Source organism: Brevibacillus brevis NBRC 100599 (assembly GCF_000010165.1).
GTDB classification, from domain to species: domain Bacteria; phylum Bacillota; class Bacilli; order Brevibacillales; family Brevibacillaceae; genus Brevibacillus; species Brevibacillus brevis_D.
This window is the reverse complement of record NC_012491.1, coordinates 5,933,473-5,958,335: the sequence shown is the minus strand read 5'-3', so window position 1 is coordinate 5,958,335 and position 24,863 is coordinate 5,933,473. Positions and strand designations below refer to the sequence as shown.

25 protein-coding genes are annotated in these 24,863 nt (G+C 49.5%); 20 read left to right on the top strand and 5 right to left on the bottom strand.

Going from position 1 to position 24,863, the window contains the following annotated elements:
* The first annotated feature begins 241 nt into the window (after positions 1-241).
* From BBR47_RS28190 to BBR47_RS28155, 8 genes are all read left to right on the top strand, one after another.
* Positions 242-1,783, top strand: a complete 1,542-nt coding sequence (locus BBR47_RS28190) for a DEAD/DEAH box helicase (protein WP_015893804.1) — start codon at positions 242-244, stop codon at positions 1,781-1,783.
* Positions 1,784-1,928: 145 nt separating this feature from the next.
* Positions 1,929-2,108: a hypothetical protein gene (locus BBR47_RS28185; protein WP_015893803.1), complete on the top strand. Its 180-nt coding sequence runs from the start codon at positions 1,929-1,931 to the stop codon at positions 2,106-2,108.
* A gap of 190 nt (positions 2,109-2,298) precedes the next feature.
* Complete coding sequence (locus tag BBR47_RS28180; protein ID WP_015893802.1) at positions 2,299-3,729, top strand: PTS mannitol transporter subunit IICB; 1,431 nt, start codon at positions 2,299-2,301, stop codon at positions 3,727-3,729.
* 63 nt (positions 3,730-3,792) lie between these two features.
* Entirely contained in the window at positions 3,793-5,898 is a 2,106-nt protein-coding gene (locus BBR47_RS28175; protein ID WP_015893801.1) for a BglG family transcription antiterminator, read from the top strand.
* Positions 5,895-6,329, top strand: a complete 435-nt coding sequence (locus BBR47_RS28170) for a PTS sugar transporter subunit IIA (RefSeq protein ID WP_015893800.1) — start codon at positions 5,895-5,897, stop codon at positions 6,327-6,329. Before BBR47_RS28175 ends, BBR47_RS28170 begins: the two co-directional genes overlap by 4 nt.
* A gap of 6 nt (positions 6,330-6,335) precedes the next feature.
* Entirely contained in the window at positions 6,336-7,496 is a 1,161-nt protein-coding gene (locus BBR47_RS28165) for a mannitol-1-phosphate 5-dehydrogenase (protein ID WP_015893799.1), read from the top strand.
* Positions 7,497-7,513: 17 nt separating this feature from the next.
* Positions 7,514-9,235: a phosphoenolpyruvate--protein phosphotransferase gene (gene ptsP / locus BBR47_RS28160; RefSeq protein WP_041749713.1), complete on the top strand. Its 1,722-nt coding sequence runs from the start codon at positions 7,514-7,516 to the stop codon at positions 9,233-9,235.
* A gap of 18 nt (positions 9,236-9,253) precedes the next feature.
* Positions 9,254-9,511, top strand: a complete 258-nt coding sequence (locus BBR47_RS28155; protein ID WP_015893797.1) for an HPr family phosphocarrier protein — start codon at positions 9,254-9,256, stop codon at positions 9,509-9,511.
* Positions 9,512-9,577: 66 nt separating this feature from the next.
* On the opposite strand, the gene BBR47_RS28150 is transcribed toward BBR47_RS28155, so the two are convergent.
* Positions 9,578-11,254, bottom strand: coding sequence for a sulfatase-like hydrolase/transferase (locus tag BBR47_RS28150; protein ID WP_041749712.1), 1,677 nt, complete (start codon positions 11,252-11,254; stop codon positions 9,578-9,580).
* Positions 11,255-11,390: 136 nt separating this feature from the next.
* A complete protein-coding gene (locus BBR47_RS28145; protein ID WP_015893795.1) occupies positions 11,391-12,461 on the bottom strand; it encodes a YeiH family protein in 1,071 nt (356 codons plus the stop codon).
* A gap of 128 nt (positions 12,462-12,589) precedes the next feature.
* On the opposite strand from BBR47_RS28145, the gene BBR47_RS28140 reads away from it, so the two are divergent.
* Positions 12,590-13,486, top strand: a complete 897-nt coding sequence (locus BBR47_RS28140) for a LysR family transcriptional regulator (protein ID WP_015893794.1) — start codon at positions 12,590-12,592, stop codon at positions 13,484-13,486.
* A gap of 46 nt (positions 13,487-13,532) precedes the next feature.
* On the opposite strand, the gene BBR47_RS28135 is transcribed toward BBR47_RS28140, so the two are convergent.
* From BBR47_RS28135 to BBR47_RS28125, 3 genes are all read right to left on the bottom strand, one after another.
* Positions 13,533-15,089: a sensor histidine kinase gene (locus BBR47_RS28135; RefSeq protein WP_015893793.1), complete on the bottom strand. Its 1,557-nt coding sequence runs from the start codon at positions 15,087-15,089 to the stop codon at positions 13,533-13,535.
* Positions 15,079-15,756 carry a response regulator transcription factor gene (locus BBR47_RS28130; RefSeq protein WP_015893792.1) on the bottom strand — a complete coding sequence of 226 codons (678 nt, stop codon included), beginning with the start codon at positions 15,754-15,756 and terminating at the stop codon, positions 15,079-15,081. Before BBR47_RS28130 ends, BBR47_RS28135 begins: the two co-directional genes overlap by 11 nt.
* Before the next feature lie 201 nt (positions 15,757-15,957).
* The gene (locus BBR47_RS28125) at positions 15,958-16,653 is read right to left on the bottom strand and encodes a hypothetical protein (RefSeq protein WP_015893791.1); all 696 of its coding nucleotides are present in this window, start codon (positions 16,651-16,653) and stop codon (positions 15,958-15,960) included.
* 330 nt (positions 16,654-16,983) lie between these two features.
* Here BBR47_RS28125 and eutL point away from each other — a divergent pair, with 330 nt between their 5' ends.
* The 11 genes from eutL (at position 16,984) to BBR47_RS28070 (ending at position 24,806) form a co-directional block, all read left to right on the top strand.
* Positions 16,984-17,634 (top strand): ethanolamine utilization microcompartment protein EutL, encoded by a 651-nt coding sequence (eutL, locus tag BBR47_RS28120; protein ID WP_015893790.1) that lies wholly within the window; start codon positions 16,984-16,986, stop codon positions 17,632-17,634.
* A 35-nt stretch (positions 17,635-17,669) separates the two neighbouring features.
* A complete protein-coding gene (locus BBR47_RS31860) occupies positions 17,670-18,155 on the top strand; it encodes a BMC domain-containing protein (protein ID WP_015893789.1) in 486 nt (161 codons plus the stop codon).
* Complete coding sequence (locus BBR47_RS28110) at positions 18,155-19,648, top strand: acetaldehyde dehydrogenase (acetylating) (RefSeq protein ID WP_015893788.1); 1,494 nt, start codon at positions 18,155-18,157, stop codon at positions 19,646-19,648. The genes BBR47_RS31860 and BBR47_RS28110 overlap by 1 nt, the downstream gene beginning before the upstream one ends.
* 49 nt (positions 19,649-19,697) lie before the next feature.
* Positions 19,698-19,985 (top strand): ethanolamine utilization microcompartment protein EutM, encoded by a 288-nt coding sequence (gene eutM, locus BBR47_RS28105; RefSeq protein ID WP_007720104.1) that lies wholly within the window; start codon positions 19,698-19,700, stop codon positions 19,983-19,985.
* 9 nt (positions 19,986-19,994) lie between these two features.
* Positions 19,995-20,771, top strand: a complete 777-nt coding sequence (gene pduL, locus BBR47_RS28100) for a phosphate propanoyltransferase (protein ID WP_041749711.1) — start codon at positions 19,995-19,997, stop codon at positions 20,769-20,771.
* 15 nt (positions 20,772-20,786) lie between these two features.
* On the top strand, positions 20,787-21,614 hold the full coding sequence (locus tag BBR47_RS28095; RefSeq protein ID WP_015893786.1) for a hypothetical protein: 828 nt from the start codon (positions 20,787-20,789) through the stop codon (positions 21,612-21,614).
* Positions 21,615-21,618: 4 nt separating this feature from the next.
* Positions 21,619-21,906, top strand: coding sequence for a EutN/CcmL family microcompartment protein (locus BBR47_RS28090; RefSeq protein ID WP_007720099.1), 288 nt, complete (start codon positions 21,619-21,621; stop codon positions 21,904-21,906).
* A gap of 2 nt (positions 21,907-21,908) precedes the next feature.
* Complete coding sequence (gene eutS, locus BBR47_RS28085; protein WP_007720097.1) at positions 21,909-22,250, top strand: ethanolamine utilization microcompartment protein EutS; 342 nt, start codon at positions 21,909-21,911, stop codon at positions 22,248-22,250.
* Entirely contained in the window at positions 22,247-22,690 is a 444-nt protein-coding gene (locus BBR47_RS28080) for a EutP/PduV family microcompartment system protein (RefSeq protein WP_015893785.1), read from the top strand. The genes eutS and BBR47_RS28080 overlap by 4 nt, the downstream gene beginning before the upstream one ends.
* 93 nt (positions 22,691-22,783) lie before the next feature.
* Positions 22,784-24,244 carry a sensor histidine kinase gene (locus BBR47_RS28075; RefSeq protein WP_015893784.1) on the top strand — a complete coding sequence of 487 codons (1,461 nt, stop codon included), beginning with the start codon at positions 22,784-22,786 and terminating at the stop codon, positions 24,242-24,244.
* On the top strand, positions 24,216-24,806 hold the full coding sequence (locus tag BBR47_RS28070) for an ANTAR domain-containing response regulator (RefSeq protein WP_026133934.1): 591 nt from the start codon (positions 24,216-24,218) through the stop codon (positions 24,804-24,806). Before BBR47_RS28075 ends, BBR47_RS28070 begins: the two co-directional genes overlap by 29 nt.
* Positions 24,807-24,863 lie beyond the last annotated feature (57 nt).

The following is a 24,863-nucleotide window of genomic DNA, read 5'->3' as shown; positions in this document are numbered from 1 at the left end:
GACAAGCAGCCTGATTCTGGGCTGCTTTGTTATTTTTACAAGATTCATCACCAAAAAATCAAACAATTTGGGTGTATAAGCTGTTTGCTTTTTTGGTCATTGCATGGTACGATTACAGCTATGTTCTTTAGGGCGCTACGTACAATCGGGATAAAAGGGCATGTTCCGGATCGTAAGGAATAGTGCCCTTTTTTTTGAGAATTTTATAGATGAAGGTATTGATAAAGGAGACTGACATTCATTGGCGACTTTTAATGATTTTGGCTTACACCACTCCATTGTTAGAGCTTTGAGCAACATGGGTTTCGAAGAAGCTACAGCGATTCAGGATCAAACGGTTCCTGTAGCACTGCAAGGTCGTGACCTGATCGGTCAAGCACAAACAGGTACAGGTAAAACGGCTGCATTTGGTATTCCGCTGATTGAACGCATGGATGAAACAAGCGGAAATATTCAAGGGGTTGTATTGACCCCAACTCGTGAGCTGGCTGTTCAGGTTGCAGAAGAGATTAATAAAATTGCCCAATTTAAAAACATCTCTGCCCTGCCAATCTACGGTGGTCAAGACATCACGCGTCAAATCAAGGCGTTGAAAAAACGCCCGCAAATCATCGTAGCCACACCTGGTCGTTTCATGGACCACATGAGAAGAAGAACGATTCGTCTGGATGCCATCGAGGTAGTTGTTTTGGACGAAGCGGATGAAATGCTGAACATGGGTTTCATCGACGACATTAAGGAAATCTTGAAAGAGGTTCCAGAAAGTCGTCAAACCCTGCTGTTCTCCGCAACGATGCCGAGAGCAATTCAGGAAATCGCCCAGCAGTTCATGAACGAACCAACCATCATTCAAGTGAAAGCAAAAGAAGTAACCGTACCAAACATTGCACAGGAATACATGGAAGTAGCTGAAAAGCAGAAGTTCGATGTACTGTGCCGTTTGCTGGATATTCACTCCCCTGAGCTGGCTATCATTTTCGGTAGAACCAAGCGCAGAGTGGATGAGCTGTCCGAAGCCCTGACCAAGCGCGGTTATGGTGCAGAAGGTATCCACGGTGACTTGAACCAAGCGAAACGCGACAGCGTGCTCCGCAAGTTCAAGGAAGGTACGATCGAAGTGCTGGTAGCGACTGACGTGGCTGCACGTGGCTTGGACATCAGCGGTGTAACGCATGTATTTAACTTTGATATTCCACAAGACTCCGAGAGCTACGTTCACCGTATCGGTAGAACGGGACGTGCTGGTAAAACAGGTCTGGCAATCACGTTTGTGACTTCCCGTGAAATCGACCATCTGCGTCTGATTGAGCGAACAACGAACCGTCGCATGGAGCGTCGTGCGGTTCCTTCGATGGCAGAGGCTTTGGAAGGTCAACAAAAGATGACGGTAGACAAAATTCTCGAAGCATCTGGAAGAGACGATCTGTCTGCTTATAAAACGCTGGCAGAGCAATTGCTGGAGGATGTCGATTCCGTAACACTCGTATCCGCAGCACTCAAGCTGTTGACCAAAGAGCCAGATATGACTCCTGTTCGCCTGACAGAAGAGGCTCCACTTCGTGTAGGGAAGAAAAAGCTACCTCCAAAAGGAAAAGGTGGCTTTGGTTCCGGTTCCGGTTTTGGTGGAAAGCGTCCATCTCGCCCACGCAATGGCGAATATCGTCCTCGCGGCGGCGAATCTCGTCCGCGCAGTGGCGAATCTCGTCCACGCAGCGGTGACTCTCGTCCACGCAGCGGTGACTCCCGTCCACGCAGTGGCGAATCTCGTCCACCACGCAGCTAGGAATCGAGTGGTATAGCAAGCAAAGACTGATGTGCACATGTGCGCATCGGTCTTTTTTGTGTGGACTACCTGCGAATATTTAGGGAAATCCGTGACAAACTAGGGGTGCTTTGGCACGAATTTTCGCGCAGGGAGAGAGTCAAGGATGAGGAACACAGCCATTGGGAAGTGGGCTGGTATTTGGCTCGCCGTATTGGGAGGCGGGATGTCGGTTCATGCAACTGGGCATTCCTTTGATCAAACAAAGGAGATTTCTGCGATCATGGAGCCAACAGATATAACGAAGACTGGAAAAGTGATCAAAGTTGAATCGGAAAATTTGTAAGGAGAAGGCTTCTGCAGCTGAGCAGAGGTCTTTTTACTGTGGGCTATTAAGTTTTGGCAACAACGAGTCAGACAAATTCGCGCTTTGATTTTGTTGTTAGCCCCTATGAAAACGCTTTATATTTGAGGTGTACACATTATCTTTTCAATCATGTCAACATCTCATAAATAGGGGTAAAGGAGGGTGCAGTATGGAGAGCGTGGAAGCAAAAAACGCTTCGGGTGGAATACGGGTCTCGGTACAAAAGTTTGGACGATTCTTGAGTGCGATGGTCATGCCAAATATCGGTGCTTTCATCGCTTGGGGATTGATTACCGCTTTATTTATTCCGACAGGTTGGCGGCCTAACGAAGAGTTGGCCAAATTGGTCGGACCGATGATTACGTATTTACTACCACTGCTGATCGGTTATACCGGCGGAAAAATGGTCCATGATGTTCGAGGCGGGGTCGTAGGTGCCGTTGCTACGATGGGGGTTGTCGTAGGTGCAGACATCCCGATGTTCTTGGGAGCCATGATCATGGGTCCTTTGGGCGGCTGGGTCATCAAAAAAGTAGACCAGTTGTTCGAAGGAAAAATTCGTTCCGGCTTTGAAATGCTGGTGAATAACTTTTCCGCGGGTATTGTTGGTGGTTTACTGACACTTTTGGCATTCAAGGCAATTGGGCCTGTTGTTGTAGGCTTGAGCAAGGCGCTTGCAGCGGGTGTAGAAGTCATTGTAGGTGCAGGGCTGTTGCCGCTTGCCAGCATTTTCATCGAGCCAGCGAAGATTTTGTTCCTGAACAACGCGATTAACCACGGTATTTTGAGCCCAATCGGTCTGGATGAAGCGGCGAAGATAGGTCAATCGGTTTTCTTCCTGCTTGAATCCAATCCGGGGCCAGGTTTGGGAATTTTGTTGGCATACTGGCTTGCTGGCAGAGGTAGTGCCAAGCAATCGGCTCCGGGTGCTGTCATCATTCACTTCTTCGGAGGTATCCACGAAATTTACTTCCCGTATGTGCTGATGAATCCGCGCTTGATTCTGGCGGCAATTGGTGGCGGGATGGCTGGTGTGTTTACCTTCACCTTGCTTGGCGCAGGATTGGTGGCGCCACCGTCTCCAGGTAGTATTTTCGCCTTGATTGCAATGGCACCGCGTGGTGGATTGCTACCGGTACTGGCTGGTGTGTTGGCCGCGACTGTCGTGTCTTTCCTTATCGCATCTGCTCTCTTGAAAATGAGCGCGAAGACAGACGAAGATGAACTGGAAAAAGCGACAGAAAAAATGCAAGAGATGAAAGGCAAAAAAGCGCAGGAACAAGAAGTAGTAGAAGCTCCCGTGAAGCATGAGGTTGCTGCTGCTGACGTGAAGAAAGTCGTCTTCTCTTGCGATGCGGGTATGGGCTCCAGTGCGATGGGAGCGGCGTCCTTGCGCAAAAAGTTCAAGGATGCGGGCCTGGCCGAGATTACGGTCATCAATACGGCGATCAACGACATTCCAAGTGACGCTGATATCGTCATTACGCACAAGTCTTTAACAGAGAGAGCGCAGGTCAAAGCGCCTTCTGCGGAGCATATCTCCATTGAAAATTTCTTGAATAGTCCCGAGTATGACAAGTTGGTCAAACGCCTGGGGTAAGGGGAATCAACGCTAGTGAGAGCTAGCGTCTTCCCTCTTTGGCGTTTAGGAGGGAACGAAGACATGCATGTATCCTCTCGACAGCGATCCATTATCGAGATTTTATTGAAGGAACAAAAAGGAGTTACCGTTGGTTCGATCGCCGAGCAGATTGGGGTAAGCGGCCGTACCGTTCACAGGGAATTGGATGCACTGGATTCCTTGTTTGAAGAATTTGAACTGGAGTTAGTCAGAAAAACAGGCTCAGGACTTGAAGTGGTGGGGACCGACGACCAAAAGAGTGCACTCAGAATGTCTGTCCTGCATCACATGACGAAGGAATACACCGCGCAGGAACGTAAGGCCATTATCCTATGCGCGCTCCTGGAGGCATCGGAGCCAGTCAAGCTGATTTCGCTGGCGATCGATTTGAAAGTGACTACCGCGACCATCAGCCATGATCTGGATGATTTGGAGACCATGCTCGCCCGTTACGACCTGTCACTCTTGCGAAAAAGAGGGTACGGCGTAGAGCTGCAAGGTACAGAGTCGTCCAAGCGGCGAGCGATTAGTCGACTGATTGCCGAGCATCTGGATGATCACGAGCTGATAGGGATTATCAAAGAAAATATTCAAAACAAGGCACTGCGAGACATCGACTCGATAGCGGAACGGCTACTTGGCTTGATTGACCGGGAAAAGCTGATCAAGGTCGAGAATGCATTGAGCCATCTGGACGAGGAGCTTCCCTATCCTTTGGCGGACAGCGCCTATCTCGGATTGGTCACACATTTGGCTTTGGCCATGGAACGGATTGAAAAAGGGGAAGGCATTCATTTTGACGAGCATACCCTTAGTGAATTGAATGGAACTCCTGAATACGAAATTGCCAGCAACATCATGGAACGGCTGAAGCAAATTTTCCAAATGGAAATCCCGGCGGATGAGATCGGCTATATTACGATGCATTTGCGGGGAGCCAAGCTGCGGCATTCTCCGGATGACCAGGTATGGCCCGAAAATACGGAGCTCATGGTCATTACGAAACGCTTCATTCAAGCCTGCGAAGAACGTTTGGACATTCCGCTTAGTAATGACGCCTCGCTATTCCATGGGCTGCTGACGCATTTGGAGCCAGCGTTGTACCGATTACAGCGGAAGATGGAGATTCGCAATCCGATTCTCGAACAGATCAAGCAAAACTATCCAGAGCTGTTTGCCGTAACAAGTGAAGCGGTCCATACGATTTTGCCAGAGCTACGGGTTCCAGATGAAGAGATCGGATACCTAGTGATGCATCTTGGTGCGGCATTGGAGAGAACGCGCCATGAGCAGCAGTGGTACCGGGCATTGGTAGTCTGTTCCAGTGGGATCGGCTCCTCCAAGATTTTGGCAACGCGCATTAAAAAAGAAATACCGGAGATCGTCAGCTTGAAAAATCTGTCCATGTTTGACTTGGAAGAGGTTCCGGCAACGGATTATGACTTGATCATTTCCACCCTTCCATTGCCGCTTGATCCAGCGGAGTATGTCGTGGTCAGCCCGCTGCTTCCGCCAGACGATATCCAAAAAATTAAATATCAATTGCACACGACGAGCCAAAAACAATCCCATCAGGAGAAAAGTCAGCCGGTTCCCGCAGGACAGCAGTCCATCGAACAACTAAGGGCCATGCAATACTACACTGCGTATGCCAATGAGCTTTACGATGGGCTGTGGGGAATGCGATGGGATAACCGTGATCAGGACATCGCCCAGCTTTTGAGCCAAATCATCAAGAGGCAAAAAGAGCGCGGAACGATTGAGGAGGTCGAACCGGTAGTCAAGCAGCTGATCGAGCGGGAAAAGCTCGGCGGTTTAGGGATTCCGGGAACATCCTTGGCCCTTTTTCACGGAAGAAATGAAGCAGTGAACAAGGCGTCTTTTACGTTTCACCAATTACGAGAGCCAGTGCTTCTTCGCTCGATGGATGAAGAAGTGATATCCATTGATATGCTTCTGTTACTTCTAGGGCCGAAAGAAGTGCCGAAGGAAGGGCTGGAAGTACTCAGCGAGATCAGCTCCCTTTTGATTGAAGAAGAAATGCAAGCAGTTTTGAAAACAGGAGAAACACAGCAAATTGCTGATTATATAGCGGGCAAAATGTATGCGTTTTGCCTCAAAAAGATAGGATTGGAGAGAACGAAATGAAAAACATACTGACAGCAGAAAAAATCATGTTGAACGCAAAGGTAGCCAATAAGGAAGAAGCAATCAGACTGGCAGGACAATTGCTTGTGCGTGCAGGCCACGTAACGGAGGCGTATCTAAAGAAAATGCAGGAGCGCGAGCAGTTGGCGACCACATACATCGGAAGCGGCGTAGCCATCCCGCATGGAACAAACGAATCCAAGGCAGAGATTCAATCCACTGGGATCTCCATCATTCAGGTTCCCGAGGGCGTAGATTTTGGAGAGGGCAATACAGCTTATTTGCTGGTGGGCATTGCTGCTGTTGGAGATGAGCATTTGGAGGTGCTCTCGAACATCGCAATTCTTTGCTCCGAGGAGGAAAACGTCAAGCGGATTGTGAACGCGGCTTCGGCGGAAGAAATCATCGCGATGTTCTCCGAGGAGGTGTAATCCCCTATGCTAGCTGTACATTTTGGAGCAGGGAACATTGGGCGAGGCTTTATCGGACAACTGTTGCAAAAGGCTGGTTATGAAATTGCGTTTGTGGATGTCAATGCGGCTTTGGTCGATGAGCTGAATGAGCGAAAAATGTATCGCGTGCAACTAGCAACAACAGGAAAACCGGAGTCGGTCGTGGAAGGAGTTCGAGCGATAAATGGTCAGGATGTAGCGGCGGTAGCTGAAGCGATCGCCACTGCCGATTTGGTAACAACGGCAGTTGGTCCTAACATTCTTCCGCACATTGCAGGGGCCATCGCAGCTGGTATTACCCAAAGACTTACTGTTCATGCAAGGCCACTGAATGTGATTGCATGCGAAAATATGATCGGCGGCAGCGAGAAGCTGAAGGAGCATGTGTATGAGCATCTGACGGAATCGGTTCAAGCCCAGGCAGCACAATGGATCGGATTCCCCAATGCAGCCGTAGACCGGATTGTTCCTTTGCAGCAGCATGCTGACAAGCTTCTGGTTATGGTGGAACCGTTTTTTGAATGGGTAGTAGATTCGTCACAGATAGTTGGGGAAGTCCCGGCTATTGAGGGCGTTACGTATGTAGAGGATCTGGCGCCGTACATTGAAAGAAAGCTGTTTACCGTCAACACAGGTCATGCAGTCATCGCGTACCTGGGGTATCAGTTGGGGATGAAAACGATTGATGAAGCGATGCGAGACGACCGGATTGTTCAGGCGACACGTGGGGCTCTTCAGGAGACAGGTGCACTGCTTGCTGCCAAGTACGGATTTGATCCGCAAGTTCATGGGCAGTATGTAGAAAAAATCCTCGGCAGATACACCAACCCGCTACTTTCTGACGATATTGTCAGGGTGGCGCGTTCGCCGATTCGCAAGCTGTCGCAGCATGATCGTTTGGTCGGACCTGCGCTGCAATGCATGGAAAAGGGGATGAATGCATCATATTTGGGACTAGCGATTGCAGCGGCACTGGCATTCGACTATCCCGAGGATGCGGAGTCCGCGCGGATACAAGCAAGCCTGAAAGAGTTTGGATGGGAAAATACATTACACAATTGTACCGGCATTCCGGCAGGTCATCCGCTTGAGGAGATCGTGCGCGAACAGGCACGCAGATTGAAGGAATGGTCAGGTAGCCATTGAGAGAGGCTGGTGTTACGATGTCCCAAAAGATCACAGGTGTAAAAGCTTCAGCAGGTATAGCCATTGGCAAGGCGTTTTTACTGACAACGCCCGATTTACAGATCAATACCGTAGCGATTGAAGAGCCGGCGAATGAAATCCAGCGCTTTCAAGAGGCGTTGGCTCGTGCGAAAAATGATTTGGAGGGCATCGTTCTGCGCGTGGAGCAGGAGATGGGGACGGATCATGCAGACATTTTCAAAGCTCACCTGCTCGTCTTGGAAGACCCGGAGCTGGTCGATACCGTCAAAGATAAAATTACGAGTGAAAAGATAAACGCCGAAAGTGCCTTGAATGATGTCGCACAAGGATTCATCGGACTTTTTGAGCAAATGGACAACGAATACATGCGGGAGAGGGCAGCAGATATTCGTGACGTGACCAAACGTGTGCTTTCTTACTTGCTCGGTGTACCGTTTGCAGGACTTGGTGAGCTGACAGAAGAAGTGATCATTGTAGCAGATGATTTGACGCCTTCTGATACGGCTCAATTAGACCGACGCTATGTCAAAGGCTTCGTCACAGACATTGGCGGTCGAACCTCGCATTCGGCGATTATGGCACGTTCTCTCGAGATTCCTGCTGTTGTCGGAACACAAGGGATTACTCGTGAAGTTCAGCAAGCAACGCTCATCATTCTCGACGGGCATGAAGGAATCGCGATTATCGACCCGAGTGAAGAAGAGATCGCTGACTACAGACGCAAGCAGGCTGATTACGAAGCGCAAAAAGCCGAACTGGCGAAGCTTGTGAACGATAAAACGGTCACATTGGACAATCATCATGTCGAGCTTGCCGCCAATATCGGAAGTCCTGAAGATGTTGCTGGGGCAATCGCCAACGGAGCTGAAGGTGTCGGGCTGTTCCGCACGGAGTTTCTGTACATGGGACGTAATGATTTCCCGACGGAAGAGGAGCAGTACCTCGCGTACAAGCACGTGCTGGAGCATATGGGCGACCGCCCGGTGGTTATTCGTACATTGGACATTGGCGGGGACAAGCATCTCTCTTACTTGGCTTTGCCAGAAGAAATGAACCCGTTTCTTGGGCATCGCGCCATCCGGCTGTGTCTCGACAACCAAGAATTGTTTCGTACGCAGCTGCGTGCTCTATTGCGCGCAAGTGTACACGGCAATCTGAAAATCATGTTTCCGATGATTGCGACACTAGAGGAGTTCCGCCAGGCGAAAGCGATTTTGGAGGAAGAGAAAAAATCGTTGGTCAATCGCGGAATTGTAGTATCCGATCAGTACGAAGTGGGTATGATGATTGAGATCCCTGCTGCGGCACTGATGGCCGATCAATTTGCACGCGAGGTTGACTTTTTCAGCATTGGAACCAATGATTTAATTCAATACACAATGGCAGCCGACCGTATGAACGAGAAGGTCGCTTATCTCTACCAGCCTTATCACCCTGCCGTTTTGCGCTTGCTGCACAACGTGATTAAAGCAGGGCACGCGCAGAACAAGTGGGTCGGTATGTGCGGGGAGATGGCGGGCGATCCAATCGCGATCCCGATTCTGTTGGGAATGGGTCTGGATGAATTTAGTATGAGTGCAGGGAGCATTTTGCCTGCGCGCCAACAGCTGAGTCGTTTGAGTGCAGAGGACGCAGCGAAACAGATGGATACGATTTTGCAGATGAGCACTTCTGTGCAAGTAGAGGCGTTCGTGAAGGAATGGCTTGAGAGAGTGTAGGGAAGGAGGTAAATCAGAATGGTAGAGAAAAAAATAGTGGTTCAATTGGCGCACGGCCTGCATGCACGTCCTGCTGCGAACTTTGTGAAGGTGGCCACGTCTTTTTCCAGTGAAATTAAAATCATCAAAAATGAGAAAAATGTAAATGGCAAGAGCATCATGGGCATTATGGCAGCAGCGATTGGAAAAGGCGAAGAAATTACTCTGATCACCGATGGTGTCGATGAACAAGAAGCGATGGCAGCATTGGAAAAAGCATTGACCGAACAGGAATAGGAAAGAGAAAAGGAAAGCCGAAAAGCCCCTCGAATTTGAGGGGTTTTTCTGTTGTTCTGGGAAATTTTACGTCGATAGTAGTTGTGCGAAAGGCGGCGAAAAGGGGGTCAGCCGTTTTTGGGCTCGCTGTTCTTCTAAAAGCAGCTCCATCTTCAGGCGGACGCGCTCCGAGTGTGTGTTTTTGTAGAGGGGAATAACCATATTCCGTGTTTCCAAAGGATCGGTCGTGAGATTGTACAATTCGTAATCAGTCATCGTAGGGTTGTATACATCCCCGGCAAAATAGCGGGAGTATTTCCATAAAGCGCTGTGCCCGGCAGAATTCATGCAGGCGATGACGGTTTCTATCCGATTCGGAGGAATGACAGAGTCATAGGGTTGGTGTTGTACGTTCACCTGATGCTGTCCTTTTGTCACATCGTCGTCCGTCATGAAGTAGATCGGCACGCTGGGGATAGTGTCCGTTTCGTGGGTCAAGATGATGGGAGTAAGATCACGACCAACTAGAGGGCGTACCTCGCTATGTGTATAGGTCAGCTCGTCACGAAGCCTGTCTGTGTCTGCTCCAGCCATCCCGAGTAGTGTCGGAAGAATATCCACATGACTGGTTAACAGCTCTGTGGAGGTCGCGAGTGGAAAAAGGAGCGGGTTGTGGATAATGAGGGGAATGTGAATCGCCTCTTCATAGGCACAGTACCATTTTTGATACAGCTTGCCGTGAGCACCCAACAATTCACCGTGATCGGATGTGAATACGACCAGTGTCTCGGGATAAAACGAGCTGGCGACGAGTGCTTCAAGGACACGCATCACTTCCCGATCGGCGTTTTTTTGGAGTTGATAGTACAGTCGTCGATAATGGGCTTGGTCCGAAATGGGTTGGAACGCTTGTGGATATACCTCTTGATAACTGGTTTGGCAGCGCGGCTTTGTCGCAAGTGATTCGTACTGAGTAGGGGGCGGGGCAACTGTGGGAACGGACTTATCCACATGGAAGCGAAAAAACGGTGAGCTCGCAGAGATATCCCCATAGATGGCGATATCATGTGGATTGACGAAAGACGCCACGATCAGCCAAGGGTGGTAGCTTTCCGCGGAGCCTTTCTCCTGATCTAGGGCATGGAGCAGCTCGATAACTTCACTGCTGTACACCACATCACGACCATTTACTCCGATGGCTGCGGACGAACCGGAGTTATGCGGCGCTATTCCGTGCGGTTCGGGACCAATCCAACTGGAGAAGCCATAGCCGTCCAGCCGATCGGCAAGCAAGTATAAGCGTTCCTTATCGGGATCAGGGACCCCTGTTCCAAGGGTATAGCTAGGGGTAGGAACATGGGTACCCGGTACCCAAATGTCGGCATCGGAAAAATGCCACTTGCCTTTATAGAAACAACGATAGCCCGCTTGGCGAAAATAATTTCCCATCGTCGGGACAGTATTGCAATCGAGCCAGAACATGTCGCTGTCGGCAGAGCGTTTAGCAGCGCCGCTGGTTTGGGTGACGCCGTGCAAAGAGGGATACTGACCAGTGAATAAGGTAGCTCTGCTAGGGCAACAGGCAGTGGAGCCAACGTAATGACGCTTGAATTCCAACCCATGCTCTCGCAAAAAAGCATGGGCGTGGAGTGTATCCTCCCTCCATTCACGTATCGCAGGCTCTTCATAAACAGGGGGAAATCGTTCCTGATCCACAATGATGAATAAGATATTCGGTCGTCTCCTCAACCATTTTCTCGACATATAGATCCCCCTCGGCAAAGATGTACACATCTTTATCAACATATGGGGATAATCTTTGTCCTTATCCCCAAAAAAAACTCGCCGATCATCAAGAAATCGGCGAATTCGAATTCGGGTGTTTGGTTATCCACAGTTTTTATACCAATAATGCAAAGGAGAGCACTGACAAAAGAATCGAGGTAATACTCATGGCAATCAGTGGGCGCGCTGCTTTTGTCCGTAGTGCACGCAGATTGACATTGAGCCCGAGCCCGACCATTGCCATGGTGAGCACGAAGGTTGTGACATTGGCGATGCCATTATGAAACGCTTCTGAGACAGGAATGGATGTGCCAAGAACATAGCTTCCAAAAACACTCATGGCGAGGAAGCCGATCAGGAACCAAGGGAATTCGATCTTGGTGCCACTTTGTAATTTCCCGGAGCGTTTCATCCAAACCATCAGGATAAAACAGAGCGGAACCAACAGGAGTACACGCCCCAATTTTGCCAGCAGGGCAATCGCTAGCCCATCTTGACCCGCTGGTGCAGCAGCCAATGCAACATGCGCAATCTCATGCAGACTAATTCCTGACCACATGCCGTATTCGACCGCGGACAGGGGAAGGAATGGACGGAGGATCGTGTAGGCAACGGCAAACAGGGTTCCGACGAGTGCGATCATACCTACCCCAATAGCGGTATCTTCATCCTTGGCAGCAATGATAGGGGAGACGGCTGCAATGGCCGCTGCTCCACAGACACCTGTACCGACTCCGAGCATGAGGGAGAGGGAAGAGTCTGCTTTTAACCATTTGGCTATCAGCATCGTAATCACAATGGCAAAAATAATGACACCAGCGTCATAGACGAGAAGTCCGAGACCTTGATTCAAGACGACGTCGATATTGAGCTTGAGCCCGTACAAAATAATAGCCAGACGAAGTAAACGTTTGGCGGAAAATTGAATCCCTGATCGCAATGCCTCCGGATATCCACGAAAATGCCGGTACGCGACCGCGATCAGGATCGAACAGGCGAGAGGGCCGACCTGTTGAAAGCCAGGTATTTTTGCTAAGCCGTAGCCTGTCAGGGCGATGAAAAAAGTAAAAGCGATTCCAGCTATCCACAGCGAGAAGGATGCAGGTTTGCTTTCGTTGTTTTTTGCGGGCTGTACGCTGGCATTGCTTTCATTCAATGGCACGCTGCTTTTGATCTGAGTTGCCATTGCCATCACTCCTCGAAAAGTTTTACAAACTCAGCATACGGCAACTGCTATAATAAGAAAAATAAATCATTGCGATAATGATCATAAGTGAAATGAATGATTAGTGGTGGAAAGGAGAGTGAAGGCAGTTGGATCAGCATTTGCTTGTGTTCGTGACCGTTGCAGACAGACAAAACTTTTCCCGAGCTGCAGAAGAGCTCCACATGACGCAGCCTGCCGTTAGTCAGTATATTCATGCGCTCGAGCGCACGATAGGGACAAAGCTCCTGGAGCGAAGCAACAAATATGTTCGCTTGAATAAAGCCGGGGAAATTGTCTATCATCACGCTCGGGAGATCTTGGGCTTGTATACGCGGATGCAGAGCCTTGTGGATGATTTGATGAATACACCGAGCGGGCATTTGACGATTGGCGCCAGCTACACGTATGGAGAGTATGTGCTGCCTCACGTCATTGCCCGTCTTCGTCAGTATTACCCAATGATTACCCCCACGATTACGATCCACAATTCCACCGTCATTGCTGAACTGGTGGCGAAGCGACAACTCGACGTCGGGATTGTTGAGGGCGAGTATGTGGACGAAAAAATGTGCGTAGAGCCGTTTGCTGATGATCGTATGTATTTGATTGCTTCCCCAGAGCATCGATTGGCCGGGCAGTCGGAGGTCAGTATTGACGAGCTGATGAAGGAAACGTGGATTGTACGGGAAGAAGGGTCAGGCACGAGGGAAGCGGCTGAAAAAATGTTTCGCCAACTGCAATTCACACCGCACAAGCGAATGGAGTTCGGCAGTACACAGGTGATCAAGGAGTCAGTGGAGGCTGGCTTGGGAATCAGCCTGCTTTCTTATTGGGCCATTCGCAAAGAACGCAAGCTTGGCACGCTCTGTACATTGAAGGTGACGGGGACACCGGTTACCCGTGATTTTTCGCTCGTCACGAAGTCTGAAGAGTTTCATACCAAAGCATTGGACATTTTCATGGATCTCATCCGCACGCATGTGCCGGAGGGGGCCCATACGTAAAAGAGGAAGCGGCACGATTCATCAGTGCTGCTTCCTCTGTTCATTTTCATGCGGACGAGTCTGGATGGGCGAGTGTAAGTCGAAAGGTTGTTCCTTCTGGAGATGTCTGAACCAATTCGACATTGCCGCCGTGTGTTTTTGCCAATAGGCGGGAGATCGTCAAGCCCAGCCCCAGGCCTTGCTTCTTTTTCCGTTTGCTATCTCCGCGATAGTACCGTTCGAAAATGAAGGGAACCTCTGACTCAGGAATTCCCTTTCCATTGTCGGTTATATCGATGGAGAGGAAGTCACTCGGATTATGGACGCCGATGTTGATTTGCGTTGCATTTGCGGCAGCACTGTTCCCCAATAAATTGAGCAAAATTTGTTTGACATGTGATTCATCACCGATCCATACAGTATCTTGTCCAGTCGGATTAACTGTCACAGATACGTTGGCAAATGAGGGCAAGGCTTGCACCTGTGCGACTATTTGATCCAATGTGCTGTCGATCTGTATGGACTGCTTCTCGGCGAATACCTCACCTGCTTCCATGGAGGAAAAATCGAGCAGGTCATTGACCATTGTCTGGAGTCGCTTGGCTTCGTCCATGCTGATTTGCATGAATTCATCCGCATCTGCACCTTTCACTACGCCGTCTTTGACCGCTTGAATCATCCCGCGGATCGAGGTGACAGGGGTACGTAGCTCATGGGACACACCAGCCAAAAGGTCGGTGCGCATCCGCTCTAATTGTCCAAGCCGTTTCGCCATTTCGTCAAAGGAATGAACCAGCTGACTGATTTCTGCTTCTTTGATTTTGGAGGAATTGGGCAAGGAAGGCGTATAATTTCCGCTGGATATTTGCTCTGCCGCTATTGCCAACTGCCGCAGGGGCTGTGTTAACGAGCGAGACAGGACATAGACGATGGCCCAACCGCACAAAGTGATGATTCCGATGGAAACCATGATCGTGATATAAGTGTGAACCAAATCATTGTTAAGGGGGGTACTGACGTAATAGGTGCCTGCGACTGTATTGTGTTCATAGTAAGGGACACCCACACGCAGCCAGGTAGCTCCCTTTGTGGCAACAACCTCCCGTATTTCTTTCGTTTTGTCCACCGGTTGGGCAGGAGTAGGCAACTGCGCAATGGTAGCGGTCATCGTCTGATTCACCATTTCCTTCTTGAACGTCTTGCCTGCATCATCGTAAATCTGTACCACGTGATCGCTTGGAACAGTTGGCATGACTCGAAATGCGATCATGGCGGTAGTGGCTGCGGGTGTTGCGGTGTCAGGAATAGCCGGAGACGCAGGGCCAGTCACAGCAGTGACAGCCTGACTGGAGATACCAACAGTTGTTTGTGCTAAATCCTCTATCTTTACAGAAGAAGTCGAGGTGTCCTTGGCAAGCAACACCTTGGTATACGAATCAGCGAGCAACTCTGTTCTTGCTTCCAATACTTGAAACTGCTGTTCTGTAGCTGCTTTGTTAATCCAATAGATGCCAAAAAAGCCAATGCCAAAAAGAATGACCGATAAAATCAAGGCATAGCGCCACGTCCAGTAGCGCAAGAGAGGCACGGCAGTCCTTTTGGCAGAGAATCGTTTAGTAAACACGTAGGCTGTACCCCATTCCTCTGATTGTGCTAATCTCCCCTTCGGAAGTCGGCCAAGGCAACAAGCTTTTACGCAAACGTTTCACAGCGGTATCCACAGAACGATCCCCTCCTTCAAAATCCATTCCCCACACTTGATCCAGTAATTGATCGCGGCTAAAGCATTGGTTCGGATGTCGCGCCAGGAAAACGAGCAGCTGCCAATCTCGTGGCATCAAGGCAAGGGGTGTTTTCCCGATCAAGGCATTTTGGGCAGTAACATCTATGGAAAGTGTCCCGAGTCTGATCGTATCTGCTTCGGAGATATAAGAGGAACGGCGGAGCACAGCTTGTACACGTGCGAGCACTTCTTCTGGATCAAATGGCTTGGCGATGTAATCATCTGCACCTTGTGCTAGCCCTTGGAGCTTGTCTGGTACGGTACCGCGCGCCGTGATGATAATGACAGGGCAGCTGCCGTATTGGCGAATCTGATCGAGTATATCCAAGCCGTCATGATCGGGCAGCATCAGGTCAAGCAGGACAAGATCCGGTTTCCAGGAGAGAAAAGTCGGGATTGCCTCGTGATTACCCTCATTCCATTTTACCTCATAGCCCGCCCGTCCCAGGTAGACCTGGACAAGTCGGGCGATCGGCATTTCATCCTCGATGAGTAGAATTCGTTTCACGAAGAAACACCTCCTATCTATCTCAAGTCAATTTGTACTTATCATAGCAATGATAGACATCAATTTGACTGACATCATATGTAAAAAGGGTTCTTGTTGTTTAGCTTAATGGAGTTATGTGTCCGTTAAATGGCGAAGAGCATAACTAAACCTCTGGCAGTTTCCTGTCAGAGGTTTTTGTGTGTGCTTGAAAGGCAACGCTTATTTTTTGATGGCAGCTACTGAGACTGTTGTACCTTTTATGATCTTGCCTTCTTTTTCGAGCTGTTTGATCAATTCGTCAACGGTGATTCCTTTCTCTTTTGCCATTTGCTCCAAACTGATTGCAGGTTGAGTAAAGGAAGCTGCTTCACCAGTGGCGATCTTGCCTTCTTTTTCCAGCTGCTTGATCAACTCTTCCACAGAGATGCCTTTTTCTTTCGCTACTTCTTCCAGATTGATAGTTGTTGTCGTGGAAACAGTCGTTGCCAGTTTGCCTTCTTCTTTAAGCTGCTCGATCAACTCTTCTACGGAGATGCCCTTTTCTTTCGCCATTTCTTCCAGATTCATAGCAGGGGCCAGGGCGATGAATGCTCCGCCGTCCTTGTTTTCAGGATCGAGAGAAATGACTGCGAAGCCCTGAATGGTGCCGTCTGGGTTGCTGGTAGCTGTTGCTTTCGTCAGTTTGCCTTCTTTTTCAAGCTGCTCGATCAACTCTTCTACAGAGATGCCTTTTTCTTTCGCCATTTCTTCCAGACTAAAAATCGGTTTTAGAAGAGCATCTGTACCATCTGTGTTCACCATTTTCAGTGGAGCAGAAGAACCAGTCGTTTTCGCTGGTTCATTTGCCGCAAACGCGGAACCTGCCATTGCAGATACTGCCAAAGCCATAACTGTCATTGCCATTTTCTTTTTCATTGTAAAATTCCTCCTTGGGGGGTCTTTAGATTGTGGTGAGCCTTGTTTGTGGGCTTGCCCGTCTCGGCTACAACACAAATTTAACGGGGGCGTGTGTCCGTAATATGACCGGAATATGGAAAAGTGACGGAATGCCGAAAACGCTTGCATTTTTCTGTGCCTTGTTCTACATTAGAGACAGGTAAAAGACCACGTAAATCGCGTGTTATCTTCTACTCACAAGTGAATAATCAAAAGGCAAAGGTGCCCTTGAACACGGCTTATTTTTTCGTGTTTAGGCACCTTTTTTTGCTTTTGAAAAGGGAAGTTGTCTTGAAAGGAGTGACACGCATGGAAAAACCAATTCGAGCGACGCCGCTTGCGATCCGACTGATTCCCAATGTCGATCCTCAATTTGCGGAGAAGCTGAACCTGCCTTCTCATATCCGAAGTCTGGGGCTTTTGACCTCAACGATTGACGATGTGGGGTATACAGCCATTGACGAAGCGACCAAAAGTGCAGCGGTAGAAGTTGTGTATGCCAAGTCGTTTTATGCAGGCTCAGGCCATGCGTCTGGACCGTTGTCCGGCGAGTTCATCGGGATGATCGGAGGCGCGACGCCATCGGAGGTGCAGAGCGGACTGGATGCAGCCGTTGCATTTATGGAGAGCGGAGCATGCTTTTACTCTTTGAATGATGAAGGGACGCATGCGTATTACGCCCATGTTGTGTCGCGGACGGGCAGCTATTTGTCCCAACTGGCGGGTATCAGAGAAGGTGAACCGCTTGCCTACTTGATCGCACCACCGCTGGAAGCCATGTATGGTATTGATGCCGCCCTCAAGGCTGCAGATGTAGAAATGGTTCAATTTTTTGGTCCACCAACAGAAACGAACTTTGGGGGAGCGCTACTCACTGGCAGCCAGTCGGCATGCACGGCAGCCGCCGAAGCTTTTGCCGATGCCGTAAGAAGTGTCGCCCAACAGCCTGTCAAACGATAATAGGGAATTTCCCTCTTGAAGGGGAGGTAATGTAAATGCGCGCTACGTCATATTCACTCGGCATGATCGAGACATTGGGCTTGCCTGCTCTCATCGCTGCCGCAGACGCTGCTGCCAAAGCAGCTGACGTCAAAGTTGTCTCTTATGAAGGCGCGGACGCAGGAATCGTTACCGTGTATGTAATCGGAGATGTCTCGTCCGTACAGGCAGCAGTAGATGCTGGCGCTGACGCTGCGAGACGTGTCGGAAGATTGCTACACTCACACGTGATTCCACGTCCTGACGAAAATGTACCCAAAATGCTTAAAAACCTGCTGAAACCGGAAGCAAAAGAAGAGGCTAAGGCAGAGCCGGCCGAAGTGCCAGCGACCAAATTGCAAGATCAGTCTATCAATGATCTGCGCAAAATGGCTCGTTCGTATGCGGACTTCCCGCTGACAACGAACGAAATCAACATGGCGAAGAAAGAAGATCTCATTCGTCTGTTGGAAGAGAAACAAGGCGGAGGTGACAAAGCCTAATGACACTCGACGCTGATCTGTATTCCATACAGGAAGTGCGTACCTATCTCGCACAAGCGAAGGAAGCACAGGCCAAGTTCGCTACTTACAGCCAAGAACAAGTCGATAGAATCATCGAAGCCCTGTCCAAAGCAGGCGTGGAGCATGCAGATCGACTCGCAGCTATGGCTGTAGAAGAAACAGGCTTTGGTAACATCGCGGACAAACGGATGAAAAACCTGTTTGCTGCTCAAGATGTGTACGCATCTGTGAAAGATGTAAAAACGGTTGGCATCATCCGTAAGGACGAAGAAAACAAGGTATGGGAAGTGGCGCAGCCATTCGGTATCGTAGCCGGTATCGTGCCTTCTACCAATCCGACGTCCACGGTTATCTATAAATCGATGGTCTCCCTCAAGGCGAGAAATGCGATTGTCTTCAGCCCGCATCCGTCGGCAGCCAAGTGCACGCTGGAAGCAGCGCGACTGATGGCACAGGCGGCAGTAGCGGCTGGAGCACCAGAAGGCTTGATTCATTGCGTTACCAAGCCTACGCTTCCAGCGACAAACGAGCTGATGAAGCACAAGCTGACCAATTTGATTCTCGCGACTGGCGGAACGCCGATGGTACGCGCGGCATATAGCTCCGGCAAGCCTGCTTACGGTGTGGGACCTGGTAACGTTCCGGTCTACATCCACCACAGTGCAGACTTTGCTGCTGCTGCCAAGCGCATCGTGCAGAGCAAAACGTTTGACTATGGTACAATCTGCGCTTCTGAGCAAGCATTGGTAGTGGAGGAATCCACCAAACACCAATTGATTGCTGCCCTGAAGCGTGAAGGCGCCTACTTCCTGAACGAGCAAGAAAAGGAAAAGGTAGCTGCCATCGTCACGATAAACGGCTCGCTAAACGCGAAAATCGTTGGCCGCTCTCCGCATGTGATCGCTCAAATGGCGGGTATTACCATCCCTTCTGATACGCGTGTCCTTATTGCGGAGGAGAACAATGTAGGTAAAGCATATCCGATGTCCGTTGAAAAACTGGCTCCGGTCCTTGCCCTCTACACTGTTCACGGCGACAGCGAAGCGTTTGCCCGTTGCCGCGAATTGCTGGAGCATGGTGGTCTTGGACATACAGCGGGTATTCACGCCCAGGATGAAAATGTCATCGCAGCGTATGGTCAAGCAATGCCAGCATCTAGAATTCCGGTCAATACAGGTACGACCTTCGGAGGAATTGGTGCAACGACTGGCGTACAACCAGCGTTCACACTTGGATGCGGCTCTTTAGGGGGCAACATCACTTCCGATAACATCGGTGCGAAGCATATGTTCAACATCAAGCGTGTTGCATTTGGTATCAAAGAAATGCCACAATCAACACCAGCACCACAAGCTCCTGCGACACAAGCGGAAGAAGCTGTTCTACAAGCTGTCTCTTCCATGAACGTTGGCTTGAGCCGTGATGAGATCAAGAACATCATCAAATCCGTGTTAACAGAAATGACGTCTTAATGTCGTAAAACACTAAAATTTTGGAGATATAATTAAGGAGGAAATGAAAATGGCTGGAGAAATGTCCGCATTGGGAATGGTAGAAACAAAAGGTTTGGTAGGAGCAGTTGAAGCTGCTGACGCAATGGTAAAAGCAGCGAACGTAAAACTGATCGGTAAAGTACACGTAGGTGGCGGTCTCGTGACGGTTATGGTACGTGGTGACGTAGGTGCAGTAAAAGCTTCCACAGACGCAGGTGCCGCTGCTGCTGAAAAAGTAGGAGAGCTCGTATCTATTCACGTTATCCCACGCCCTCATGGAGACATTGAACTGATTCTGCCTAAACTCGAAGGGTAATAAATCCTTATGGCAGTGATTACAGAAGCATCCTTGAGAGCCATGCATAAGTCAGGCATTCCAAACCCCTTTCTCGTTGAGAAAGGGGATAAAATAACACCAGCAGCGGCAGATTTCTTGAAAGGAAGAGGGATTCAAGTGAAACAAGTTGATCAGAACCAGCAGCCTTCCACCAATCAAGCTGCCGAGGCAGTGCGAGAAATTCCTTTGGGCGTATCTAACCGTCACATTCATTTGTCGCAAGCAGATGTCGAGAAGCTTTTCGGAGCCGGACATCAATTGACGCCAATGCGTGATTTGTCGCAACCGGGCCAGTTTGCTTGCCAGGAAACAGTCACCATCGTGGGACCAAAAGGCAGCATCCACGGGGTTCGCGTTTTGGGACCAGCTCGTGGCGCGACACAAGTGGAAATTTCCAGAACAGACGGCTTTGCAGTAGGTGTTCAAGCCCCTGTGCGTATGTCTGGAGATATTGAAGGTACACCAGGTATGGTACTTGTAACGGCAAAAGGGACAGTAGTAATGGACAAAGGCGTAATCGTTGCGAAGAGCCACGTTCATATGTCTCCAGCAGATGCCGAGCAATATCAAGTGAAGGATGGCGATACGCTGATTCTGGCGACGCAAAGCGATCGTCCTATCATCTATCCAGATGTAGTCGTTCGTGTACATCCGCAGTTTGCACTTGATTTCCACGTGGATACGGATGAAGGAAATGCCGCTAATTTGAAAACGGGCGACCGGGTAAAAGTGATCGGCAAGAACGGGCAATTTTACTCCGGCTAACGGAGGTTGAGCTTGATGGACATCAGAGAAATGGTGGCGTCGATTACGAAAGAAATTTTGCAATCGATGAATACAGAAAAGCAAAGCAGCACAGCGCCTCGTGTCCTGTACGTTTTTTGCGACAGCCAGGCTCATGAGGCGTTTCAGGATCATTTTATCCAACTGAAAAACCACGGGATCTGCCATGACATTCTCTTCCTGGACGGAGAGACCTCTTCTTGGTTGGGAATGCACAAGATCGAATGTGGGGGAGCAGGCAAAATTCTTACAGCAGACGAGTACGCTCCTGCCCCGTTGGAAGTGCCGAAAGATTATGTCGGTATCGTGATTCCAGAAATCGATTTGGATAATGCAGCGAGAATTGCTTCCGGTCTAAAAGGAACAATCAAAGCGGAAATCGTCTTTTCCGCGCTGGTAACAGGTAAATTCGTCATTGCTGGTTCCGATGTGCCGGGGATCAAGCGCGCAGACCGTCGTACCCTGCAAACATTGACACTGACACCTGCTTATGAAAAGCTGTTCAACCGTCACGTTGAAGGCATGAAAGAACTGGGTGTGGAGTTTGCGGAGCAACGCCGTCTGGCTGATCGCGTGGTTTCCAAGCTGAAGTCTCAGCTACAAAAAGTGGAGACTACTAGCAAGACAGAACAACCGACATTGACTCCTTTGGATGAGCAAGAAGCCGTCTTTTCCGGGAAGCTGTTGACAGCGGATTGGATCAGATCGCAGCCTGAGCTTCGCGATACGACTTTGATCGTGAAAAAAGGTGCAATTGTTTCTCCGCTTGCTTATGACAGCATGAGAGAACGCGGCATTACGGTCAGCTATTTAGGAAAAGGGTGATCGCATGTTTTTGGGAAAAGTGATCGGCAGCGTCTGGGCCACGCAAAAAGAAGCAGGTATGGAAAATCTCAAGCTCATGGTGGTTCAGCCGATTGATTGGCGTGGCGAAGAAGGCGGACAAACCGTTATCGCAGCGGATAGGATCGGTGCGGGAATCGGGGAGCAGGTTATCGTCTCTCGTGGGACGCCTGCCCGAATCCTTTTCTCTGGCACCAGTGTGCCGATCGATGCGATCATCGTAGGCATCGTGGATTCGTTTGAGGTGCCGGGTGCCGCAGGAAGAGAGGAATAGGAATGGAACAGGAACGTTCACGAGTCATCCAGGAATTCGTACCAGGGAAACAGGTCACGTTGGCTCATGTAATCGCAAACCCTGACCCAATGCTCTATACCAAGCTAGGTATCAATGAGGCTGGTGCTATCGGCATCTTGACTTTGACGCCTACCGAAACAGCCATTATTGCCGCGGATATTGCGACAAAGGCTGCTGGCGTCGAGCTTGGGTTTCTCGATCGTTTTACAGGTTCACTGATTGTCGTAGGAGATGTATCCGCTGTTGAGATGGCAGTCGAAGCGGTCAATCAGGTGCTGAGCGAAAAACTGCGGTTTACACCGGCATTGGTGACGAAATCATGACCGGCCGTGTAATGATTATCGGTGCAATTGAAGCAGGAAAGTCTTCTCTGGTGCGGGCGCTGTTCAATGACGAACAGCCTGCCCGGAAGACACAAGCGCTCGAATATCGGGACTGGGCGATTGACACTCCGGGTGAGTACAGCGAAAACCCGATGTTTTACCGAACGCTTATGGCTACCTCTCTTGAGGCGAAGATCATTGTGATGGTGCAGGATGCTACGCGGGAGCGCAATTATTTCCCTCCTGGCTTTTCACAAGGGTTTCCGCAATCGTGCATCGGGGTTATTACCAAAATGGATCATCCTGATGCAAATGTGGAGAGGGCAGAACAATTCCTGCGTCAATCGCTCGGCAATGCGAAAATTTTCCGAACCTCCTCGCTCACGAGTGAGGGAGTGCCAGAATTGCGAGCGTATTTGCAACAAATTGTAAACGAGTAAGCGTGATTAACCAGTATTACACCCCTTTCCGCCGTAGCGTGTCTGTGAGAAAATGAAGTCATATCAACTCCTAGCAGGTGAAAAGAGGTTCACATGCAATCAATACGAGAAGTGTGCAAAGCGTCCACGACGTTGAGTGATGACGACATTCGGATTGTGGAGGATCTGGCTTCCAAGCTTCAGATTTTTGCTGATCTGTCTCAAGCGGACATGTTTATTGATTGTCCAACGGTAGATCGGAGCGCTGCGATGGTAGTCGCACAAGCTGCACCGAGTACGGCACGCTCTATGTACAGTGGATCGGTCGTAGGGCATTTGGCGACGGCGATTAATGAGCCGGCCGTTATGTATTGTCTGACTACAGGCAAGCCCGTCATCGGTTCACGTGGGGTTTCACAGGAGCAGGTCGTGATGCGACAAAGTGTCGTACCCATCACGAATGCGGCTGGAAAAACAATCGGGACCTTGATAACTGAACAAGATATATCCAAACAGGTGGAACAGGAAAAGAACGTCGAAATGCTCAAGGAAACAACAGAGCATTTAAGCGAGACGCTCATCCAGTTCGCTGTGCCTGATCTGCCCATTTCGTCGCTGTTGCACGAGGGCATGATTTTGTTTGATCAGAGTGGGGTTATCACGTACGCCAATGGCCGTGCCCACAAGCTGCTCTCCTTGATTGGCTTTGAACGACCAGAAAAGGGAGAGAGCATTGAACGTATTTTTTCCTGGAGAGTTTCCCCGGAGAATTTTGTACGCAACGGGGGTTATATTCAGGAGGAGCTGTCAAAAGGCAAACATTTTATTATGATGAAAGCGGTTTCGTCCGTCCGCAAACAAGACATCATTGGAGGATTCATTCTCCTGCGAGACATATCGGACATTCGGGAAAAAGAAAAGCAATTGATGATCAAATCCGCGGTGATCAAAGAGATTCACCACCGGGTCAAAAACAATTTGCAAACCATCTCTAGCCTGTTGCGCCTGCAAATGCGGCGTTCGCAGTCCAACGAGATTGAAAAGGTATACCGGGAAAGCATCAATCGCATCAACAGCATCGCCATTATTCACGAATACTTGGCACAGGATGGTCTGGAGCAGATTGACTTCAAAGAGATTTTAACCAAAATATCGAAAATAATCGTCTCTTCGATGAGACGTTCTGAGCAAGCTATACACGTCGTGGTGACGGGCGAATCGGTGTATCTGCCGTCCAACAAAGCAACATCGTTTGCTTTGATCGTCACCGAGCTGATTCAAAATTGCATGATTCATGGTTTTCTTGAGCAGCAAGAAGGGAAAATCTCTATTGCACTGGTTGCCAAGGAGGACTTCGTGAGTCTGTCTGTGACAGATGACGGGGTAGGCATCGAGGACATGGAGCAAATCCACAAAAAGGGCCATCTGGGCTTGAAAATTGTCGATACACTGGTCAGGGAAGACCTCGAAGGCACGATGCATTTCCGCAACACTGGGAACGGAACAGAGGTTACCATACTCTATCCGATCCAAAAGGAGGATGAAGATGACACAGCCGAAGATTATGGTGGTTGATGACGAGCCGATTATTCGCATGGATTTGCGCGAGATGCTCGAAAATGAAGGGTATTTAGTGGTTGCCGAGGCGAAAAACGGAGAAGAGGCAGTCGAACAGGCCCATCGTCACAAGCCCGATCTGATCATTATGGATGTGAAAATGCCTGTCTTGAATGGAATCAAGGCAAGCAGTATCATTCGTTCCTTTTCAGACAGTTCCATTCTTCTTTTGACGGCTTACAGCCAAAAGGAACTCGTCCAGGATGCCAGAAAAGCGGGTGTGACGGCTTACTTGGTGAAGCCGGTGTCGGAGGATGACTTGATTCCCGCAGTAGAAATCGCACTCAGCCAAAAGGAAAAAGTCGTTTCCCTGAAGAAGGATATAAATGATCTGAAGCAAAAGATCGAGGATCGCAAGGCAGTGGAAAAGGCAAAAGGAAAGCTGATGAGTGCCCTATCCTTGGAAGAGGATGCGGCTTACAAATGGATGCAGCAAGTAAGCATGCAACGGCGCATGCCGCTTGTGAAGCTGGCAGAGGAAATTTTGTCGGGCGAGCAGGCCATTTTTACGCAAGATTAGTACTGACGTTATCATAAAAAGCAGTGACAAGTAGATACGAAGAGAGCAAAGGCGCTT

Coding starts and splice junctions, on each gene's coding strand:
- BBR47_RS28185 (WP_015893803.1), top strand. CDS start 1,929: ATGAGGAACACAGCCATTGGGAAGTGGGCTGGTATTTGGCTCGCCGTA.
- BBR47_RS28180 (WP_015893802.1), top strand. CDS start 2,299: ATGGAGAGCGTGGAAGCAAAAAACGCTTCGGGTGGAATACGGGTCTCG.
- BBR47_RS28175 (WP_015893801.1), top strand. CDS start 3,793: ATGCATGTATCCTCTCGACAGCGATCCATTATCGAGATTTTATTGAAG.
- BBR47_RS28170 (WP_015893800.1), top strand. CDS start 5,895: ATGAAAAACATACTGACAGCAGAAAAAATCATGTTGAACGCAAAGGTA.
- BBR47_RS28165 (WP_015893799.1), top strand. CDS start 6,336: ATGCTAGCTGTACATTTTGGAGCAGGGAACATTGGGCGAGGCTTTATC.
- ptsP (WP_041749713.1), top strand. CDS start 7,514: ATGTCCCAAAAGATCACAGGTGTAAAAGCTTCAGCAGGTATAGCCATT.
- BBR47_RS28155 (WP_015893797.1), top strand. CDS start 9,254: ATGGTAGAGAAAAAAATAGTGGTTCAATTGGCGCACGGCCTGCATGCA.
- BBR47_RS28150 (WP_041749712.1), bottom strand. CDS start 11,254: ATGTCGAGAAAATGGTTGAGGAGACGACCGAATATCTTATTCATCATT.
- BBR47_RS28145 (WP_015893795.1), bottom strand. CDS start 12,461: ATGGCAACTCAGATCAAAAGCAGCGTGCCATTGAATGAAAGCAATGCC.
- BBR47_RS28125 (WP_015893791.1), bottom strand. CDS start 16,653: ATGAAAAAGAAAATGGCAATGACAGTTATGGCTTTGGCAGTATCTGCA.
- eutL (WP_015893790.1), top strand. CDS start 16,984: ATGGAAAAACCAATTCGAGCGACGCCGCTTGCGATCCGACTGATTCCC.
- BBR47_RS31860 (WP_015893789.1), top strand. CDS start 17,670: ATGCGCGCTACGTCATATTCACTCGGCATGATCGAGACATTGGGCTTG.
- BBR47_RS28110 (WP_015893788.1), top strand. CDS start 18,155: ATGACACTCGACGCTGATCTGTATTCCATACAGGAAGTGCGTACCTAT.
- eutM (WP_007720104.1), top strand. CDS start 19,698: ATGGCTGGAGAAATGTCCGCATTGGGAATGGTAGAAACAAAAGGTTTG.
- pduL (WP_041749711.1), top strand. CDS start 19,995: ATGGCAGTGATTACAGAAGCATCCTTGAGAGCCATGCATAAGTCAGGC.
- BBR47_RS28095 (WP_015893786.1), top strand. CDS start 20,787: ATGGACATCAGAGAAATGGTGGCGTCGATTACGAAAGAAATTTTGCAA.
- BBR47_RS28090 (WP_007720099.1), top strand. CDS start 21,619: ATGTTTTTGGGAAAAGTGATCGGCAGCGTCTGGGCCACGCAAAAAGAA.
- eutS (WP_007720097.1), top strand. CDS start 21,909: ATGGAACAGGAACGTTCACGAGTCATCCAGGAATTCGTACCAGGGAAA.
- BBR47_RS28080 (WP_015893785.1), top strand. CDS start 22,247: ATGACCGGCCGTGTAATGATTATCGGTGCAATTGAAGCAGGAAAGTCT.
- BBR47_RS28075 (WP_015893784.1), top strand. CDS start 22,784: ATGCAATCAATACGAGAAGTGTGCAAAGCGTCCACGACGTTGAGTGAT.
- BBR47_RS28070 (WP_026133934.1), top strand. CDS start 24,216: ATGACACAGCCGAAGATTATGGTGGTTGATGACGAGCCGATTATTCGC.